17 protein-coding genes are annotated in these 16312 nt (G+C 71.2%); 11 read left to right on the plus strand and 6 right to left on the minus strand.

The genetic code is table 11. The features are described 5' to 3' along the window. Window positions 1-47: 47 nt before the first annotated feature. Window positions 48-1430, plus strand: coding sequence for a cryptochrome/photolyase family protein (locus QIT00_RS03500; protein ID WP_282533563.1), 1383 nt, complete (start codon window positions 48-50; stop codon window positions 1428-1430). Window positions 1431-1567: 137 nt separating this feature from the next. Here the strand turns inward: QIT00_RS03500 and QIT00_RS03505 are convergent, their stop codons facing one another. Beyond that, a complete protein-coding gene (locus QIT00_RS03505; protein ID WP_282533564.1) occupies window positions 1568-2143 on the minus strand; it encodes a fasciclin domain-containing protein in 576 nt (191 codons plus the stop codon). Window positions 2144-2314: 171 nt separating this feature from the next. After that, complete coding sequence (locus tag QIT00_RS03510) at window positions 2315-3016, minus strand: RNA polymerase sigma factor (RefSeq protein ID WP_282533565.1); 702 nt, start codon at window positions 3014-3016, stop codon at window positions 2315-2317. Between the two features lie 239 nt (window positions 3017-3255). Between QIT00_RS03510 and QIT00_RS03515 the strand changes: the two genes are divergently transcribed. From QIT00_RS03515 to QIT00_RS03530, 4 genes are all read left to right on the plus strand, one after another. Further along, entirely contained in the window at window positions 3256-3507 is a 252-nt protein-coding gene (locus QIT00_RS03515) for a hypothetical protein (RefSeq protein ID WP_282533566.1), read from the plus strand. 160 nt (window positions 3508-3667) lie between these two features. Further along, window positions 3668-4909, plus strand: a complete 1242-nt coding sequence (locus QIT00_RS03520; RefSeq protein WP_282533567.1) for an NAD(P)/FAD-dependent oxidoreductase — start codon at window positions 3668-3670, stop codon at window positions 4907-4909. Continuing rightward, window positions 4906-5982, plus strand: a complete 1077-nt coding sequence (locus QIT00_RS03525; protein ID WP_349017155.1) for a MerR family transcriptional regulator — start codon at window positions 4906-4908, stop codon at window positions 5980-5982. The genes QIT00_RS03520 and QIT00_RS03525 overlap by 4 nt, the downstream gene beginning before the upstream one ends. A 278-nt stretch (window positions 5983-6260) precedes the next feature. Beyond that, on the plus strand, window positions 6261-6506 hold the full coding sequence (locus tag QIT00_RS03530) for an Imm49 family immunity protein (protein WP_349017156.1): 246 nt from the start codon (window positions 6261-6263) through the stop codon (window positions 6504-6506). 44 nt (window positions 6507-6550) lie between these two features. Here QIT00_RS03530 and QIT00_RS03535 read toward each other — a convergent pair whose 3' ends face one another. After that, window positions 6551-7132: a DUF5655 domain-containing protein gene (locus tag QIT00_RS03535; RefSeq protein WP_282533568.1), complete on the minus strand. Its 582-nt coding sequence runs from the start codon at window positions 7130-7132 to the stop codon at window positions 6551-6553. A gap of 66 nt (window positions 7133-7198) precedes the next feature. Next, entirely contained in the window at window positions 7199-7960 is a 762-nt protein-coding gene (locus tag QIT00_RS03540) for an IclR family transcriptional regulator (protein WP_282533569.1), read from the minus strand. 79 nt (window positions 7961-8039) lie between these two features. Here QIT00_RS03540 and QIT00_RS03545 point away from each other — a divergent pair, with 79 nt between their 5' ends. Genes QIT00_RS03545 through QIT00_RS03560 form a run of 4 tightly spaced genes read left to right on the plus strand, consistent with a single transcriptional unit; the run spans window position 8040 to window position 12277 of the window. Continuing rightward, complete coding sequence (locus QIT00_RS03545) at window positions 8040-9158, plus strand: 2-dehydro-3-deoxygalactonokinase (RefSeq protein ID WP_282533570.1); 1119 nt, start codon at window positions 8040-8042, stop codon at window positions 9156-9158. Further along, on the plus strand, window positions 9155-9796 hold the full coding sequence (locus tag QIT00_RS03550; RefSeq protein ID WP_282533571.1) for a 2-dehydro-3-deoxy-6-phosphogalactonate aldolase: 642 nt from the start codon (window positions 9155-9157) through the stop codon (window positions 9794-9796). Before QIT00_RS03545 ends, QIT00_RS03550 begins: the two co-directional genes overlap by 4 nt. Continuing rightward, window positions 9793-10941 carry a galactonate dehydratase gene (gene dgoD, locus QIT00_RS03555; RefSeq protein ID WP_282533572.1) on the plus strand — a complete coding sequence of 383 codons (1149 nt, stop codon included), beginning with the start codon at window positions 9793-9795 and terminating at the stop codon, window positions 10939-10941. Before QIT00_RS03550 ends, dgoD begins: the two co-directional genes overlap by 4 nt. Before the next feature lie 7 nt (window positions 10942-10948). Continuing rightward, the gene (locus QIT00_RS03560) at window positions 10949-12277 is read left to right on the plus strand and encodes an MFS transporter (protein ID WP_282533573.1); all 1329 of its coding nucleotides are present in this window, start codon (window positions 10949-10951) and stop codon (window positions 12275-12277) included. 108 nt (window positions 12278-12385) lie between these two features. On the opposite strand, the gene QIT00_RS03565 is transcribed toward QIT00_RS03560, so the two are convergent. Then, window positions 12386-13195, minus strand: a complete 810-nt coding sequence (locus QIT00_RS03565; protein WP_282533743.1) for a YhjD/YihY/BrkB family envelope integrity protein — start codon at window positions 13193-13195, stop codon at window positions 12386-12388. Window positions 13196-13603: 408 nt separating this feature from the next. Between QIT00_RS03565 and QIT00_RS03570 the strand changes: the two genes are divergently transcribed. Continuing rightward, window positions 13604-14440 carry a VOC family protein gene (locus QIT00_RS03570; RefSeq protein ID WP_282533574.1) on the plus strand — a complete coding sequence of 279 codons (837 nt, stop codon included), beginning with the start codon at window positions 13604-13606 and terminating at the stop codon, window positions 14438-14440. Window positions 14441-14607: 167 nt separating this feature from the next. Here QIT00_RS03570 and QIT00_RS03575 read toward each other — a convergent pair whose 3' ends face one another. Next, a complete protein-coding gene (locus QIT00_RS03575; protein WP_282533575.1) occupies window positions 14608-15546 on the minus strand; it encodes a hypothetical protein in 939 nt (312 codons plus the stop codon). A gap of 366 nt (window positions 15547-15912) precedes the next feature. On the opposite strand from QIT00_RS03575, the gene QIT00_RS03580 reads away from it, so the two are divergent. Then, complete coding sequence (locus tag QIT00_RS03580) at window positions 15913-16263, plus strand: hypothetical protein (RefSeq protein ID WP_282533576.1); 351 nt, start codon at window positions 15913-15915, stop codon at window positions 16261-16263. Window positions 16264-16312: the final 49 nt, after the last annotated feature.

The raw sequence follows: 16312 nt of genomic DNA on the forward strand, positions 1-16312 counted from the left end.
ACTTCCGCACTTCCGCACTTCCGCACTTCCGCACCAGGAGTTCCCAAATGGCCGTCGCGGTCGTCCTGTTCACCTCAGACCTTCGCCTGCACGACCATCCCCCGCTGCGCGCCGCCCTGCGCGCGGCGGACGAGGTGGTCCCCTTGTTCGTACAGGACCCCGGTGTGCACGCCGCTGGCTTCGACGCCCCCAACCGGCAGGCGTTCCTGGCCGATTGCCTCACCGACCTCGACGCCGCGTTGCGCGCCCGTGGTGGCCGACTGGTGGTGCGGGCGGGGCCGGTCGTACGGGAAGTGTGCGCCGTCGTCTCGGAGTGCCGGGCCGTGGAGGTGCACATGGCAGCGCACGTCACGGCGTACGCGCACCGGCGTGAGCGCCGACTGCGCGAGGCGCTCGACGAGCGGGGCGTGGCCCTGCACGTGCACGACACCGTGACGACCGCCGTGGCGCCCGGAGTTGTGACGCCGTCCGGTTCCGGCTCCGATCACTACGCCGTGTTCACCCCGTACTTCCGGCGCTGGTCGCAGGTGCCGCTGCGCAAGCCCCTGCCGACGCCCCGCGCGGTGCGTGTGCCGGACGCGGTGGACGGTCTCGCACCGCCGGCGGCCGCCGACGTCGAGGGCACCTCACCCGATCTCGCGGAGGGCGGCGAGACAGCTGGGCGTGAGCACTGCTCTCGGTGGTGGTCCGGCGGGGAGCTCGGCCGGTACGAGGAGCAGCACGACGACCTGGCCGGGGACGCCACCTCCCGGCTGTCGCCGTACCTGCACTTCGGGGCGGTCTCACCGGTGGAGCTGGTCACGCGGGCCCGCGACCACGGAGGGCCCGGGGCGGACGCGTTCGTGCGGCAGCTGTGCTGGCGCGACTTCCACCACCAGGTGCTGGCGGCACGCCCCGACGCGGCCACAGCCGACTACCGCGGCAGGGACGACCGTTGGCGGAGCGAGGACGAGGCGGCGGAGGACATCGCCGCCTGGCGGGACGGGCGTACCGGCTACCCGGTCGTGGACGCGGGGATGCGCCAGCTGCGTCACGAGGGCTGGATGCACAATCGCGCCCGGCTGCTGGTGGCAAGCTTTCTGACGAAGACGCTGTACGTGGACTGGCGGGTCGGAGCACGGCACTTCCTGGATCTGCTGGTGGACGGTGACGTCGCCAACAACCAGCTCAACTGGCAGTGGGTCGCAGGCACCGGCACCGACACCCGCCCGCACCGGGTCCTCAACCCCGTAGTCCAGGGCAAGCGCTTCGACCCGCAGGGGTCGTACGTACGACGATGGGTGCCCGAGCTGCGCGACGTGGCGGACCGCTGGGTGCACGAACCCTGGAAGCTCCCGGACGACGAGCGCTCCCGGATCGACTACCCGGAACCGCTGATCGACCTCGCCGACGGACTGGCCCGCTTCAAGCGGGCGCGCGGGCGCGACTGAGGAGCGAGGACACCGTCGTATGCAGCAACGCGCCCGTACGCGGGAACGCGCCGAGCTGATGAGGCCGGACAGGAGCCGCACCAGCTCGGTGCGAGTCTACGAGGGCCACCGGTTCCGGACCGCCGCTCACGCCTCGCTCACGCCTTGGGCATCAGGACGGTGTCGATGACGTGGACGGTGGCGTTCTGGGTCGCCACGTCGCCGCAGACCACGGAGGCGCTGTCGTTGACCTTGTACGAGTCGCCGGAGCCGGCCGTGGTCAGCTCGCCGCCCTCCAGCGTCTTGTACGTGCCGTCGGCGAGCTTGTCCTTGGACACCTTCTCGCCCACCACGTGGTAGGTCAGCACCTTGGTCAGCTGTTCCTTGTCGGCCAGGAGCTTGTCGAGGTCGGCCTTGGGAACCTTCGCGAACGCGTCGTTGGTCGGCGCGAACACCGTGACGTCCTTGGCGTTGTTCAGCGTGTCGACGAGCCCGGCCTTCTTGACCGCGCTGACGAGCGTCGACAGCTCGGGGTTGTTGGACGCCGCCGTGGCCACCGGGTCGTCCGCCATCCCCTCGGCACTGCCCTCGCCCGAGGTCGGCAGCGACGAACAGGCCGGCCCGAACGGCTCTGCCGGTGCCGCGGCCAGGGCGGACGGTGCGGCTCCGAGGGCCAGGGGCAGGGCGAGCACGCTCGCGCAGACGGCTGAGCGTCGAAGTGTTGAGGTTTTCATGACTCGTTCCTCCTCGATCGAGGGCGCGGGGGTCGGGCCCTCTGCCCATCTGCCACACCCCTTGTTCCGCCGGTACGTGTGGTTCGGATGCGCCTGGAGGTAAGGCGTGAGTCCGGGGAGACCGAGGTGCTCATGCGGCCGTCCGGTAGCCCGCACCTGTCGGTCCGACGGTCAGGGTTCGCTGCTCTCCAGACGCCGCTTCAGGGTGTGCATGCCCCGTCGTGCGTGGCTCTTGACCGTTCCGAGCGGCATGCCCAGGCACGCGGCGATCTGGGTCTGCGGGAGGTCCGAGTAGAAGGCAAGACGGAGCACCGCCCGCTGCGCGGGAGGGAGCTGTGCCAGTTCGTGCTGGACGGCGACCCGGTCCACGGCCTGCTGTGCCAGATGACCGTCGCGCGTCGGGGACCGGGCTGCGAGCTCCGATTCCACCGAGGCGGCGAGGCGTGCTCGACGGGTCCGCGCGGTCAGCGCGTCTGCGATCTTGTGCCGAGCGATGCCGACCAGCCAGGAGCCCGCGGTCCCCCGGACCGGCCGGTAGCCACGGCGGTTTCTCCAGGCGGCGATGAACACCTGCTGGGCGACGTCCTCCGCCTCGAACGAGTCGCCGAGCGTGCGCCGGGCGATGGTGTGCACGAGCCCGGCCCACTGCTCGTACAGCTGTCTGAAGGCCTCTTCGTCGCCCGCCCTGAACGAAGCCGCGATCGCTTGCTCGCGCAGGATCCTTGCGTCCTCGGCGGAGGCGGAAGCGGGGGTGACATGGCCGGCGCCTGTGCCTGTGCCTGTGCCCGTGGCCTTGGCCATGCCCGTGGCCATGTCCGTGGGCTTGGCTGCGGCTGCGCCACGGCCTTGGTTCAGCAGTCGTGACGAGGTCATCCTGCACGCTCCTCGGACAGGTCCACCGGGGCCCTGCGATGGCCGCCGGTCGACGCGGAATCGCGTCCGCCGCAAGGTTCGGCCAGAGTGACAGCGATGGACAATGTGCATCGTTTGTGAGTCGTTTTGCTCCAGGGCCGCAACCGGGAGCGGGTCTGCCGCCGAACAGGTCAGGAGGATGTCGCCGCCGAGCGACGCGTGATCCCGCAGGTGAGCGGCGGCCGGGAAGGGAGGCGGAGGTGACGCACATCCAGGCGGACGCGCTGATCGCCGTCGCGCTGGGCGAGCCGCCGCGCGCATCCGATCACCGTCACCTGTCGCACTGCGCCACCTGCTCGAAGCACCTGGCAGCGCTGGTGCGGATCGTGGAAGCCGCCAGGTCGAGCACGCCCGCCGACATTCCGCAGCCGCCCCCGGAACGGCTGTGGCACGCCATAGAACAAGCCATCCGGTACGGCGGCGCATCCGGAGGTCCCCCGGATCACGAATAAACGACGCACTTCACGGAACGGGAAGGAGCGACGCGCCGTCCGGGACGGCACGACGCACTTCACGGAACGGGAAGGAGCGACGCGCCGTCCGGGACGGGAAGGGGTGACGCACTTCCCGGGACGGAAGTGGCGAGACCGACGCGGAACTGAGGAGCCACCCGTGACATGCGAACGAGCCCGGAGTGACGTGATCGTCGTCGGTGCGGGTCTGGCCGGGCTTGCCTGCGCCCACGATCTCTCGGCGGCAGGACAGCACGTACGCGTTCTGGAGGCGTCCGACGCCGTGGGCGGACGGATGCGCACGGACGCGAGCGACGGCTTCCTGCTCGACCGCGGATTCCAGGTCCTGAACACCTCCTACCCCCAGCTGAGGCGCCGGGCAGAGCTTCGGGACCTGCGCCTGAGCCCCTTCACGCCCTCCGTCCTGACGCACACCCCACAGGGCCGGCTCCGCTACAGCGATCCCACCCGGCGGCCTCGCGACATCGCCCTCCTCGCACGTCGGGGGCGGCACTCGGTACGGGACGGTGCCGGACTCGCGGCGCAGTCCCTGCTGGCGGCACTCGCCCCTGCCCGTGCGCTCAAGGGCCGTGCGGAACGCACGACGAGCGATGAACTGGGACGCAGCGGTATCAAGGGCGACGTCCTTGAGGACTTTCTGCACCCGTTCCTGGCCGGGGTGTTCCTCGACGACCGCCTTGAGACGTCGAGCCGGGTGTTCCACATGGTCTGGCGGAGCTTCCTGCGCGGTACGGTCACGCTGCCTGCGGGAGGAATCGGCGCCGTTCCCGCGTATCTGGCCACCCGACTCCCGCCGGGCACCGTGCGGTTCGGGAGCCCGGTCACTCAACTCACCACCGGGGGCGTACTGTTGGCCGACGGCCAGGAGCTCGACACGTCCGCTGTCGTGGTGGCCACCGACGCGGAGACCGCGTCGCGCCTGGTGCCGCAGCTGACGGTGCCGCCGACGCGCACCGTCACCACGTACTACTACGCGGCGCCCCACTCTCCCCTGAAGGAGCCCACGTTGCTGCTTGACTCGCGGCGCCGCTTCCTCAACACCTGTGTGCCGAGCCAGGTCGTTCCCGGCTACGCGCCACGGGGTCAGGCGCTGGTCTCCGCGTCGGTGCTCGGCGCGCACACCTCCGAGGGGAGCCCGGCGCTGCGCGAGGCGCTCGCGGACGCCTACGGGACCGACGCGTCCGGCTGGGAGGAGATCGCCCACTACACGATCCGCGGCGCCCTGCCCGCCATGGTCCCGCCCTGGCCGCTGTCGCGTCCCACCAGGATCGGGACCCGGCTGTACGTGTGCGGCGACCACCGCGCGACCGGCTCGGTCCAGGGGGCCTTGGCGTCGGGGGCGCGGGCGGCGCGCGAGGTTCTGGCCTCGGGGTTGCTGTGACACCTCGGCGCGAGGTTCGCCGCCCCGCCGCGGAGCCCGCTGGCGCGGCCGACGCACCGGAAGCCCACCTGACCACCGGGGCGCTCGCCCGCAGGCTCGGTGTCGCACCGACCACGCTGCGTACGTGGGAACGCCGTTACGGCATCGGCCCCAGCCACCGCGACCAGGGGCGGCACCGCCGCTGGTCCCCCACGGACGTGGCCAGGCTCGAGGACATGTGCCGTCTCACCGCGCGAGGGGTGGCCCCCTCGGAAGCGGCCCGTCTCGCGTTGTCGGGAACCCGCCCCTCGAAGAGTGTCGCGCCCCCTGGTGGGTCGCGGCCGCGCGGCATCGGCAGCTTCCGCGATCTGCCCCTGGGACAGGTCTGGCCGGAGAGCCGGGGCCTGGCGCGCGCCGCCGTCCGCCTCGACTCCGCCGCGGTACAGGCCCAGTTGCGTTCCGCCATCGACACGTACGGGGTCGTGGTGGCCTGGGAACAGATCATCGCGCCCACCTTGCACGCCGTCGGCCGCAAATGGGCCACAGCGGACGCGTCGTACGTGGAGGTGGAGCATCTGCTGTCCTGGCATGTCTCCACCACGCTGCGCTCGACCGTCACCGTGCCCGGGGACGAGTTCCCTCCGATCCTGCTGGCCTGCATGCCGGACGAGCAGCACAGCCTTCCGATCGAGGCACTCTGGGCGGCCCTGGTGGAGCGCGGGCTCCCCACCCGCATCTTCGGCGCCGCCGTCCCCGCCGAGGCGCTGCAGTCGGCCGTCCGCAGGATCGGCCCCTGCGCCGTCGTGCTGTGGTCCCAGTCCCGGCACACCGCCGACGTCGGTGTGGTCCGCGCTCTGCTGGCTCTGGAATGGGGAATGCGAGGAGCGCGGAGTCATCCCCTGGCGCTCCCGGCGGGGCCGGGCTGGGAGAGCGCACCCTCCGAGCAGCCGGGGGCAGGCCGCCTCACCGGACTGGCGTCCGGCTTGGCCCTGCTGGAATCCCTGTTCCGCACCGTCAGAACCCCGACATCGACCCCGCCCCCGACACCGGATCCGGATCCGGATCCGGATCCGACGCGCCACGGCGCCACCTGAGGGCCCTTGCTCGCTCGACCGTGGTCAGGCCGACCGGAGAGTGTCCGAGGTCGTGGGTGGAGGCCTTCTCGCTGTGCCTGGTCAGCGGCCTGGTCCTGGAATGGCGATACGGGTGATCGGCCTGCTCCTGAGGGACGAGTACGTGGCCGGGATCCGGAGCGGAGTGCCCTACTCCGAGCTGGAGTCGCAGTCGGAGCCCGCGGGGCCGGCGGAGATGGACGCGCTGCGCCTGTACCTCCACCCCGGCCACCGGCCACCGTCCCAGCGACTGGCCCCGGGTGCCCCTGCGCGTGCTTCTGGACGACGACCAGCAGGCGTTCGAGCAGGCCCTGATGGCTCGACTCGTACGGCACCGCGAGAGCGTGGGGTCCGACCCGGCTCCCCGGTCGTTGCTTCCGCTCGGCGTCCTCGCGACGGCCGCGCTCGCGGTCCAGGTGCACGGGTGGGAGCTGGGTGTCCGCTCCGGCTACCTGCCGTACGGCTTGCTGAGGTCCTCGCGGGCACCCGGCGACTCGGGTTCATGAAGGACGCCGCCGGGCCGAGCACCGTCACAGTCCCCCCCGGGCGCTCACAGCGCATTCGCGCCGTACGCCAAGCGCAGGAGACCCGCGAAGACTTCGTCCACCTCTTCGACGGTGGTGAGAGGAACGCGTACGTCCATGCCGTCGCCCAGGCCCTTCGCCGTGAGCAGTCGTCCGTCCGGCTCGGCCCCGGGGATCCGCAGGCCCACGTCGAGACGGGTGCGGGTGGTGGGGCGTACGCGGGCGAAGGTCCGGCGGGGGCCGACCAGGGCCACGAACGTCTTGCGTGCCTGGACGGTCACCTCGCCCAGTTCGGCGGCCCGCAGCAGCACGGCGTCCAGGACGGGGCGCAGTCCGGGGCGGTCCTCGTACTGGGCGTCGATGAGTTCGTCCGCGCTCTGGAGGAGGAACCGCGGGTAGCCGAAGGTCTCGTGCACCAGGAGCATCTGCGCGTACCCGTGGACGCCTTGGCCGCTCAGCCAGTCACGCAGTTCCTGCTCCGATCCCGGTGCCTGTTCACGGATGCGCTCCGTCCACTCCGCAAGGGACGCGCCGCTGCCGCGTTCCAGGAGGCCGATCTGCCAGTCCCGCATCTCCTGCCAGGACTTGGCCTCGGGTGCGCCGGTCAAAACGATCACCTGCTGTCCGCTGTGTTGATGTGCCTCGTACGGGAAAAGCTACCGGCCGGCGGCGGGTCAGGGTTCACGGTGGCCGAGGGTTGCTGAGATGCGCTGGGCGGCGCGGCCGATCACGGTGGTCAGGCCGCGCATGCGGGCGGCGGGCATGTAGGGGCGGGTGGCGGAGACGCTGATGGCACCGGCGATGGACCCGGTGGCGTCGCGGACGGGGGCGGCCACGCAGCGGATGCCGGGTTCGTTGTCCTCCAGGTCCATCGCCACGCCCGACTCGGCGTACGTGCGCATGCGTGCCAGGAAGGCGTCGAGGTCCTGGGGGTGGACCTGGTCGGGTGCCGTGGGGGCTTCCGCCTGGTAGAGCGCGGGCCACTGCGGTTCGGAGTCCAGGAGGAGGGCCATGCCGACGCCGGTGCGCGTGAGCGGCATGCGGTGGCCGATGCGGGAGCGCATTTCGGCTCCGCGGGTGCCGGGGAGCTTGTCGAGGTAGAGGACCGAGTCCCCGTCGCGCACGGCGAGGTGCAGGGTGTCGTGGAGTTGCGCGGAGAGTTCCTCGAGTACGGGTCTGGCCACCACGGGCAGCGGGTTGCCGTGCAGGGCTTGGAAGCCGAGTTCGATGAGGGTGGGGCCGAGGGTGTAACCGTCCCGTCTGCTGCGCAAGTAGCCCTCGGTGACGAGGAGTTGGGCGAGTCGGTGGGCGGTGCTGCGGCCCAGGCCGGTGCGTTCGACGACGGTGCGCAGGTCGTCGGCGCCGTCGGCGACCGCGCGGATGATCGCGAGACCGCGGGCGAGTGTCTGGGTGCCGGGCGCCGGGGTGTCAACCATGACTCGATCCTACATATCTCGATCCTACATATAGGGACGGCGTTCGCATTATCGGGAAGCGCCTCGCAGAGTGACGCCCATGACGGACACCGAACCGGGCCTGGTCGCGCTCGACTGGGGCACTACCGGCCTGCGCGCCTGGCTGCTCGACACCGGCGGCCGCATCATCGACACCCGCAGGTCGGGGCGCGGACTGCTCACCACCACGGAGGGCATCGACGCCCACGATCCGACGGCACGAGAGGCCGCCTACGAAGAGGCCCTGTGGGCGGCGTGCGGCGACTGGCTCACCTCGTACCCGCGGGTGCCCGTGGCCGCCTGCGGGATGGTGGGCAGCGCGCAGGGCTGGGTCGACAGCGGGTACCGCACCGTGCCGACCGAGGTGGACTCCGCCTCGCTCGTGCCGGTGGAGCATCGCGCGGGCGTGCTGCGTGTCGTGCCGGGGCTGCGTGCCGCCTCGGGCGCGGCGCCGGGCGATGTGATGCGCGGCGAGGAGTGCCAACTCGCCGGTGTGCTCGACGAGTTGGGCGAGCGCGACGAGCCGTTCACGGTGGTGCTGCCGGGCACGCACACCAAGTGGGTCCGCGTCGACCGCGGCCGGGTGACCGGCTTCAGCACAGCGATGTCGGGCGAGGTGTACGGCCTGTTGACCCGGCACGGGATCCTCGCGCGCACGGCCGGTTCCGCCGTACGGGACGACGCGGCGTTCGCCCGGGGTCTTGCCGCCGACCGGTCGCGAGGTCTCGCCGCGGAGCTGTTCGGGGCGCGGCCGCTGGTGCTCGACGGCCTGCTCGATCCGGCCTCGTTGCCGGACTACGTCTCGGGCGTGCTCATCGCCGACGAGGTGGCCCATCTGCTGCCCGCCGACAGCTCGGGCACGCCGGGCGAGGTGGTGCTGTGCGGCGCGGCCGATCTGTGCCGGCGCTATGCCACGGCCCTCGCCGACCGGGGGGTGCGGGCCACCGTCCTCGGCGAGGAGGTAACCGCCCGTGGCCTGTGGCGCATCGCGGGCCGTGCCGGGCTGCTCGGCCGACAGAACGACGAACACGATGTACGTGACGGACGTGACGGACGTGACGGACGTGACGGACGTGACGGACGTGACGGACGTGACGGACGTGACGGACGTGACGGACGTGACGGACGTGACGTACGCGACGGACACGACGTACGCATGGAAGGGACACGGAGACGATGACAGGGCTGATCGCGATCCTGCGAGGCGTCACGCCCGCCGAGGTCGTGGGGGTGGGCCGCGCGCTCGCCGACGCCGGCGTCACCACCATCGAGGTGCCGCTCAACTCGCCGGACCCGTTCACGAGTGTGCGGCTGCTCGCCGACGAACTGGGCGAGCGGTGTGCGATCGGTGCGGGCACCGTGCTCGCCGTGGAGGACGTGGAGCGGGCGCGGGCCGCCGGGGCGCGGATGGTGGTCGCGCCGAACTGCGACCGTGCGGTGGTCTCCGCGGCGGTGGCGGCGGGCCTGACGCCGTACCCCGGGGTGGCCACGCCCACCGAGGCGTTCGCCGCGATCGGGGCGGGCGCCCGTCTGTTGAAGGTCTTCCCGGCGGAGACGGTCGGCATCAGCGGGGTGCGGGCCTGGCGGGCGGTCCTTCCGCCGGACGTCGGTCTGGTGCCGGTGGGCGGGGTCGACGTATCGAATCTGGCCGCGTGGGCGGCTGCCGGTGTGGCGGGGGTCGGGCTCGGTTCCGGTCTCTACCGGCCGGGCGACACGGCCGAGGCGGTCGGTGCCCGGGCTCGTGAGCTCTGCCGGATCTGGGAAGAGGCCGTCGGCCGGGACGCGGGCGGCCCCGTTGCAGGAGTGAGGAACGCATGAGAATCACGTCAGTGACGACGTATCAGGTGCCGCCGCGCTGGTGTTTCCTGAAGATCGAGACCGATGAGGGCATCACCGGGTGGGGCGAGCCGGTCCTCGAAGGCCGGGCCGCGTCGGTGGCCGCCACGGTGGAGGAGCTCTCCGACTACCTGATCGGGAAGGACCCTTCGCAGGTCGAGGACTTGTGGACGGTGCTCTACCGGGGCGGGTTCTACCGCGGCGGCGGGATCCACATGAGTGCGCTCGCCGGGATCGACCAGGCCCTGTGGGACATCAAGGGCAAGGCGCTCGGTGTGCCGGTGCACGAGCTGCTCGGCGGGCGCGTCCGCGACCGGATCAAGGTGTACTCGTGGATCGGCGGCGACCGTCCCGCGGAGGCGGCCCGGGCCGCGCGCGAGGTGGTGGACCGCGGGTTCTCCGCGGTGAAGATGAACGGCACCGAGGAGCTGTCGTACCTCGACACCTGGGACAAGGTGGACCAGTGCATCGCCAATGTGGACGCGGTGCGTCAGGCGGTCGGCCCGGACGTCGGTATCGGTGTCGACTTCCACGGCCGGGTGCACAAGCCGATGGCCAAGGTGCTGCTGCGTGAACTGGAGCCGTACCGGCTGATGTTCGTCGAGGAGCCGGTGCTCTCCGAGCACGTCGACGGCTTCGCCGACGTACTGCGCAACTCGCCGATCCCGATCGCGCTCGGCGAACGGCTGTACTCCCGTTGGGACTTCAAGTCGGTGCTCGCCTCCGGGGCCGTGGACATCGTCCAGCCCGACCCGTCGCACTGCGGCGGCATCACCGAGGCCCGCAAGATCGCGCACATGGCCGAGGCGTACGACGTCGGCCTCGCCCTGCACTGCCCGCTCGGCCCGATCGCGCTCGCCGCCTGCCTGCAGATCGACGCGGGCTGCTACAACGCGACGATCCAGGAGCAGAGCCTGGGCATCCACTACAACACCAGCAACGACCTGCTCGACTACCTGGTGGATTCCTCGGTGTTCACGTACCGCGACGGCCAGGTCACCATCCCCCGTGGTCCCGGGCTCGGCATCGAGGTCGACGAGGAGTACATCGCCGAGCGCGCCGCCGAAGGGCACCGCTGGCGCAACCCCGTGTGGCGGCACTCCGACGGCTCGTTCGCGGAGTGGTGAGCGGACGATGACACAGACCTCCCCCGCGCGTGCCGCCCAGGCCACGCGAGCGTCCCGCGCCCGTGCGCTCATCGCGGTGATGCTGTTCGTCACCGTCGTGATCAACTATCTGGACCGCTCGAACCTGTCGATCGCGCTGCCCGAGATCGCGCGCGAACTCGACCTGAACACGGCCCAACAGGGCCTGCTCCTCTCGGCGTTCGGCTGGACCTACGCCGCGCTGCAGATACCCGGCGGGTGGCTGGTGGACCGGGTGCCCGCGCGGGTCCTCTACCCGGTGTGCCTGACCCTGTGGTCCCTCGCGACCCTCTTCATGGGGATCGTCGGCGGTTTCGTGGCGCTGATCGTGCTGCGGCTGCTCGTGGGTGTCTTCGAGGCTCCCGCATATCCGATCAACAGCAAGGTCGCGACGGTGTGGTTCCCGGAGCGGGAACGCGCCACGGCCATCGGCTTCTACACCTCCGGCCAGTTCATCGGGCTCGCGCTGCTCACTCCCGTCCTGTCCTGGCTGCAGGCGACAGTCTCCTGGCACTGGGTCTTCATCGCCACGGGCCTGGTCGGCATCGTGTGGGCGCTGGTCTGGTACGGCTGGTTCCGCGAGCCGCGCGACTCGCGGGCCAACGCGGCGGAGATCGAGCTGATCCGCGAGGGCGGGGGCCTGGTCGACGCGGTGCGGGAGCGGCCGCAGCGGGCGCGGATCAGCCGCGCCGACCTGGCCGCGGTGCTCGGCCGACGGAAGCTGTGGGGCCTCTACCTGGGCCAGTTCTGCCTGACGTCGACCCTCTGGTTCTTCCTGACGTGGTTCCCGACGTACCTGGTCGAGTACCGGAACATGGACTACATCAAGTCCGGATTCCTGGCCTCGCTGCCGTTCGTCGCCGCGCTGGTGGGTGTGCTCTCCTCCGGTGTCCTGTCGGACTTCCTGCTGCGGCGCGGGGTTTCGCTCGGCGCGGCCCGCAAGGGCCCGATCATCACGGGCCTGCTGCTGAGCACGCTGATGGTCGGTGCGAGCTTCACCGACTCGACCGCGCTGGTCATCGTGTTCCTGTCGGTGGCGTTCTTCGGCAACGGTCTGGCCTCGATCACCTGGTCGCTGGTGTCCGCGATGGCGCCGCAGCGGCTGCTCGGGCTCACCGGCGGGATGTTCAACTTCATCGGCAACCTGTCGTCGATCGCGACGCCGATCGTCATCGGCATGATCATCACCGATGAGAGCTTCGCGCCCGGCTTCGCCTACATGACCGTGATCACCGTCGTGGGTGTCCTGTCGTACGTCTTTCTCGTCGGCAGGGTCGAACGCGTCGCGGACCCCGGGGAGTCGCCGGCGAAGTCCTGAGCCGGCGCCGTGGAGAGCCCCGCGTCCCCTGGAGACTCACCCAGGGGTGCGGGGCTCCCGTGCTGCGCGAGGGACGTTCTGACGGAGTTGCCACGACCGCCGTGGGCGCTATCTGCGGCGCCCCAGCAGCAACTGCGCGAAGCGCGGGTAGTCCTCGTGCACCAGCCGTCCCACGACCGCGCCGCCGAAGACCACGACCGAGACGCCGACCAGCCAGGACTGGACGACGAGCACGGTGCCGTACGGCCCGTACGTCAACGCGTTCGAGGCGATCAGCGGGGAGAACACCAGCTGCGAGAAGACCCGCAGGCCGATGAGGCCGAGCGCCGTCGCCACCGCGCCGGGGAGCAGGGCTTTCCACGCGACCCGGCCGCAGAGGAGCAGCCGCTGCGACCACCAGAAGAACAGCACGGCGCTCAGTACGGCGGTGGCGAGGTGCCACAGGGACGTCACGAACGCGGCGCCCTGCGCGGCGCGGTCCTGGGTGATCTGGGCGGCCGCGAACAGGTAGCCGATGAGCGCGCCGAGCCAGACCGCGTGCCGCCACATGGTGTGCCAGCGGGCTGCGGGCAGTTCCCACACCTTTTCGTAGCCGGTCTGCAGGGCCGAGCCGAAGGTGAGGCCGAAGACGGCGAGCGCGGCGAGGCCGTACGCGGTGGTGGCCTCCAGTGCCCTGCGGGGTTCGGCGAACAGGTCCTCCACCTCCTCCTGCGCGCTCACCGACACGCCCAGGCCCCTCCCGAGCCACTCGGCGAAGCCCTGGCCCTGGGCCGGGTCGACCGCCGCCACCACGACAAGGAGCGGCACCAGCGTGAGGAAGCCGAGGGCCGCGAGCCCCATCGAGCGGTGCATCAGCTCCAGCTCGCCGCTCCGCCGCCAGCCACGGGCCGCGGCGGACCGCACCGTCGCGCGGTACATCCGCCGCCACACCGACCCGCCGCCGTCCGCGTCGCCCTCTGAGCCCGGGTCGTCGGCGCCGGAAGACTTCTCCTGCATGCGGTCTGGCCTACCCTCCGTGGTCGCGCCGACTGTCGATCAACCCGGCAGGCCGCGGCTCCTGAAGTCCGCGGAGGTCACCTGGCCTGCCGTTCGCCCACAGTGACCATTCATGCCTCACCGCAGCGGCCCGCGACTCGGGGCATCCGGATGGGGTCCGGAAAGCCCTCGCCGGAGGGACGATCCCCGAGCTCCGGAGGGACGATCTCCGAGCCGGGGACGTCCGTGCCGCGCGGCGTTTCGCGTGCGAGGGGGCGGGAACCCGGCCGATGGCATCGAGAGTCGGCCTGCCCGAAAGGCCGGCGGCAGCAGGACCGGAACGGTACGCATATGAACAGCCAGAGGGCATTGAGCAACAGAACCGTCGCCAGTGGCTCGGTGTATGGGGCGCCCTGCTGGGTGAGCCTGACCACCTGCGATCTGTCGGCCGCCGAGAAGTTCTACACCGCCGTACTGGGGTGGGAATGGCGCACCGGAAAGCTGGGCGAGCAATACCGGTTCGCGAGTGTGGGCGGAGTCCCGGTGGCGGGCATTTCCGCGGTGGCGGCCATGCAACCGAAGGCTTTCGCGTGGACCCCGTATTTCGCGACGGCCGATGCCGACGAAACCGTCGCCCGCAGCCAGGAGCGCGGGGGCACGACCGCCGTCGGGCCGCTTTCCTTTCCTCCGGGACGGGCCGCTCTGCTGGCCGACCGCGACGGCGCGGTCTTCGGTATCTGGGAGGGGGAACTGGTCTCCCATTGGGAGGAATGGCGCCGCGCGGCTCCCGTCTTCGTCGAACTCCATACGCGGGACGCCTTCGACGCGGCCATCTTCTACGCCGAGGTCCTCGCCTGGGCCTCGGACACAGCAGACTGCTGCGAGGTGCACTACGAGAACGAGAAGGTCATCCTGCGCAGCCGGGGCGATGTCGTGGCCCACATTCATTCGGGTGCGGTCGACTCCGCGCGCGACCCCTCGATGCGGCCACGCTGGCAGATCCACTTCGCGGTCACCGACGTCCACGCGTGCATCGAGGCGGCGCTGGCCCACGGCGGCTGTCTCGTACGAGAGGAACGTGAGATCGGCGAGGCGATCCTGAGCGACCCCGACGGGTCGCGTTTCGTGGTGAACGCGCGCGAGCAGTTCCCGTCCCGGTCCAAGGGAAACGGTCTCGGGATTCAGTGAAGGCTTTCGGGAATTCAGGGGTGCGGACGGGGTCGTCGTCGGGGGTCCAGGGCTTTTGCCCCTCTGTGGCTGCGTGACGGGTTGACCGGAATGCACGGCCGCAAACATCACGCATGCTTGGCGGCACACATCACCGGCCCCGCACGCCAGGAAGAAGTCGCCCTGCGCTACCCGCAGACGGAAGCCGTGGCGACGAATCCGCCCAGGTTCTCGTCGTCCGTGCCGAGCACAGCCTCGGGGCTGTCCGGGAGGCATTCCAGCGCCTCGATCTTGCGGTCGTCGAACGTCCCGAGAACGGTCGGAGAGGAGTCGATGCGCAGCCGTACCCCCGAGCCCGCCGCGTCGACGGCGACCGTGCCGGCCTCGCTCACCGCGGAGGCGAACGGCCCGTCGTCGCCCCCGTCCGAGGCCGAACTCACCAGGATCCGCCCGGAGTCGGTGACCGCGATGTCGGAGACGTGCCGCACCTCGCCCTGGGGCGCCGAGGCGCGGAAGCGGCCCTGTTCCACGGCTCCGAACGAGGCCTTCCCGTACGCGTCGAAGGAGAACGGGGCGGCGAAGACCGTCGCCGGGCGGCTCGCGCCCGCTCCCCTGTCGGCCCAGACCGCGACCGTCCCGCCGCGCTGCGAGGTGAGCGCGAAGCTCTCAAAATCGGCGCCCTCGTCGATGGCGGGCAGGGGCGACACGTCGAGCACCTTCACGCCGCTGTCGCCCGCGCGCAGGTGGTAGACGAGGCCGCGGCTTGCCAGCGCGACGTACTCACCGGGCGTGCCCGGCACCGCCTCCACGGCCTCCAGGTCGACCGGCTCCGGGCCCTCCCACGCGATCGGCACGACGGACGCCGAGCCCGACTCGCCCTGCTCGTAGGAGAGTTGGCCGATCCTGCTGTCGTCCGGCTTCTTGTTGTCGCGTACGACGAGCGCCTCGATGTCCTCGGTCGGGCTCGCGGTGAGCGCCAGGCCGCTGATGCCGGTCTTCGCGTCGTCGCCGACCTGTCGCCAGGCGGCTTCCGGCGCGGCGCCGGCGTTTGCGGCGGTCGCCGTCAGGGCGAGGGTGGCGACGGTGGCGACGGCGGCCAGGAACAGGGGCTTGCGATGCGGCTGCATGAGGGCCTTTCGGGTGGGCGTGGGGCGGAGAAGCCCGTACGGGAGCGACGCGCGTAGACGCGCGTAGACGCGCGTGGGCGGGACCGTAGCGATCTTCGTGAGGAGAGGCAAGACGCCGCGCAGCGACGGGTCTTGATGCGGGGATCGCCGTGGCGTCGGCCGTGAGCTCGGCCGTCAGGTCGGCCGACATGGGACGGAACGTCGGGTGCACGCGTCGGAACCGGCCCCCCGGCTCTTCGGACGGCCCGTCCCTACGCCGGTCGGGTGACGGCGAAACCTTACGTCTGCGGGACCGTGCATCGGGGCGGTGCGAGGCAGGTATGGGTGAGGCGCTCTGATCCACTTCCACACGAAACGAGAACCTTCGTGCGTCTGCGCAACACCCTCGCCGCTGCCGGCGGCGCCCTCGCCCTCACCGCCGTCCTCACCGCTCCCGCCCACGCCGCGACCGGCGACTTCTCCTACAGCTACCTCGGGGCCGACGGCGCCCGGCACTCGGCCACACTCCACGACCCCGAGAACGGAAGGTGCCACACCCTCCCTGAGGTCGACTCCCCCGCGACTCCTCCCGCCTTCGCGCCGCACAACAGCACGGACGCGTACGCGAAGGTCTTCACCGAGTACAACTGCGGCGGCAGCTCATGGACGTTGCGCCCGCACGGCCGCCCGGCCACCGACCGGCTGACGCTGCGGTCCGTGATCTTCCTCCGCGCCTGAGGGTGCCTGAGGCCGACTGATACCGGCTGAGACCGACTGAGACCGACTG

The organism is Streptomyces luteolus, from assembly GCF_029968015.1.
Classification (GTDB): Bacteria; Actinomycetota; Actinomycetes; order Streptomycetales; family Streptomycetaceae; genus Streptomyces; species Streptomyces luteolus.

What these genes read in the sequence shown, in the direction of transcription:
- QIT00_RS03500 (WP_282533563.1), top strand. Translation starts at nt 48, where the DNA reads ATGGCCGTCGCGGTCGTCCTGTTCACCTCAGACCTTCGCCTGCACGAC.
- QIT00_RS03505 (WP_282533564.1), bottom strand. Translation starts at nt 2,143, where the DNA reads ATGAAAACCTCAACACTTCGACGCTCAGCCGTCTGCGCGAGCGTGCTC.
- QIT00_RS03510 (WP_282533565.1), bottom strand. Translation starts at nt 3,016, where the DNA reads ATGACCTCGTCACGACTGCTGAACCAAGGCCGTGGCGCAGCCGCAGCC.
- QIT00_RS03540 (WP_282533569.1), bottom strand. Translation starts at nt 7,960, where the DNA reads ATGGTTGACACCCCGGCGCCCGGCACCCAGACACTCGCCCGCGGTCTC.
- QIT00_RS03545 (WP_282533570.1), top strand. Translation starts at nt 8,040, where the DNA reads ATGACGGACACCGAACCGGGCCTGGTCGCGCTCGACTGGGGCACTACC.
- QIT00_RS03550 (WP_282533571.1), top strand. Translation starts at nt 9,155, where the DNA reads ATGACAGGGCTGATCGCGATCCTGCGAGGCGTCACGCCCGCCGAGGTC.
- dgoD (WP_282533572.1), top strand. Translation starts at nt 9,793, where the DNA reads ATGAGAATCACGTCAGTGACGACGTATCAGGTGCCGCCGCGCTGGTGT.
- QIT00_RS03560 (WP_282533573.1), top strand. Translation starts at nt 10,949, where the DNA reads ATGACACAGACCTCCCCCGCGCGTGCCGCCCAGGCCACGCGAGCGTCC.
- QIT00_RS03565 (WP_282533743.1), bottom strand. Translation starts at nt 13,195, where the DNA reads ATGTACCGCGCGACGGTGCGGTCCGCCGCGGCCCGTGGCTGGCGGCGG.
- QIT00_RS03570 (WP_282533574.1), top strand. Translation starts at nt 13,604, where the DNA reads ATGAACAGCCAGAGGGCATTGAGCAACAGAACCGTCGCCAGTGGCTCG.
- QIT00_RS03575 (WP_282533575.1), bottom strand. Translation starts at nt 15,546, where the DNA reads ATGCAGCCGCATCGCAAGCCCCTGTTCCTGGCCGCCGTCGCCACCGTC.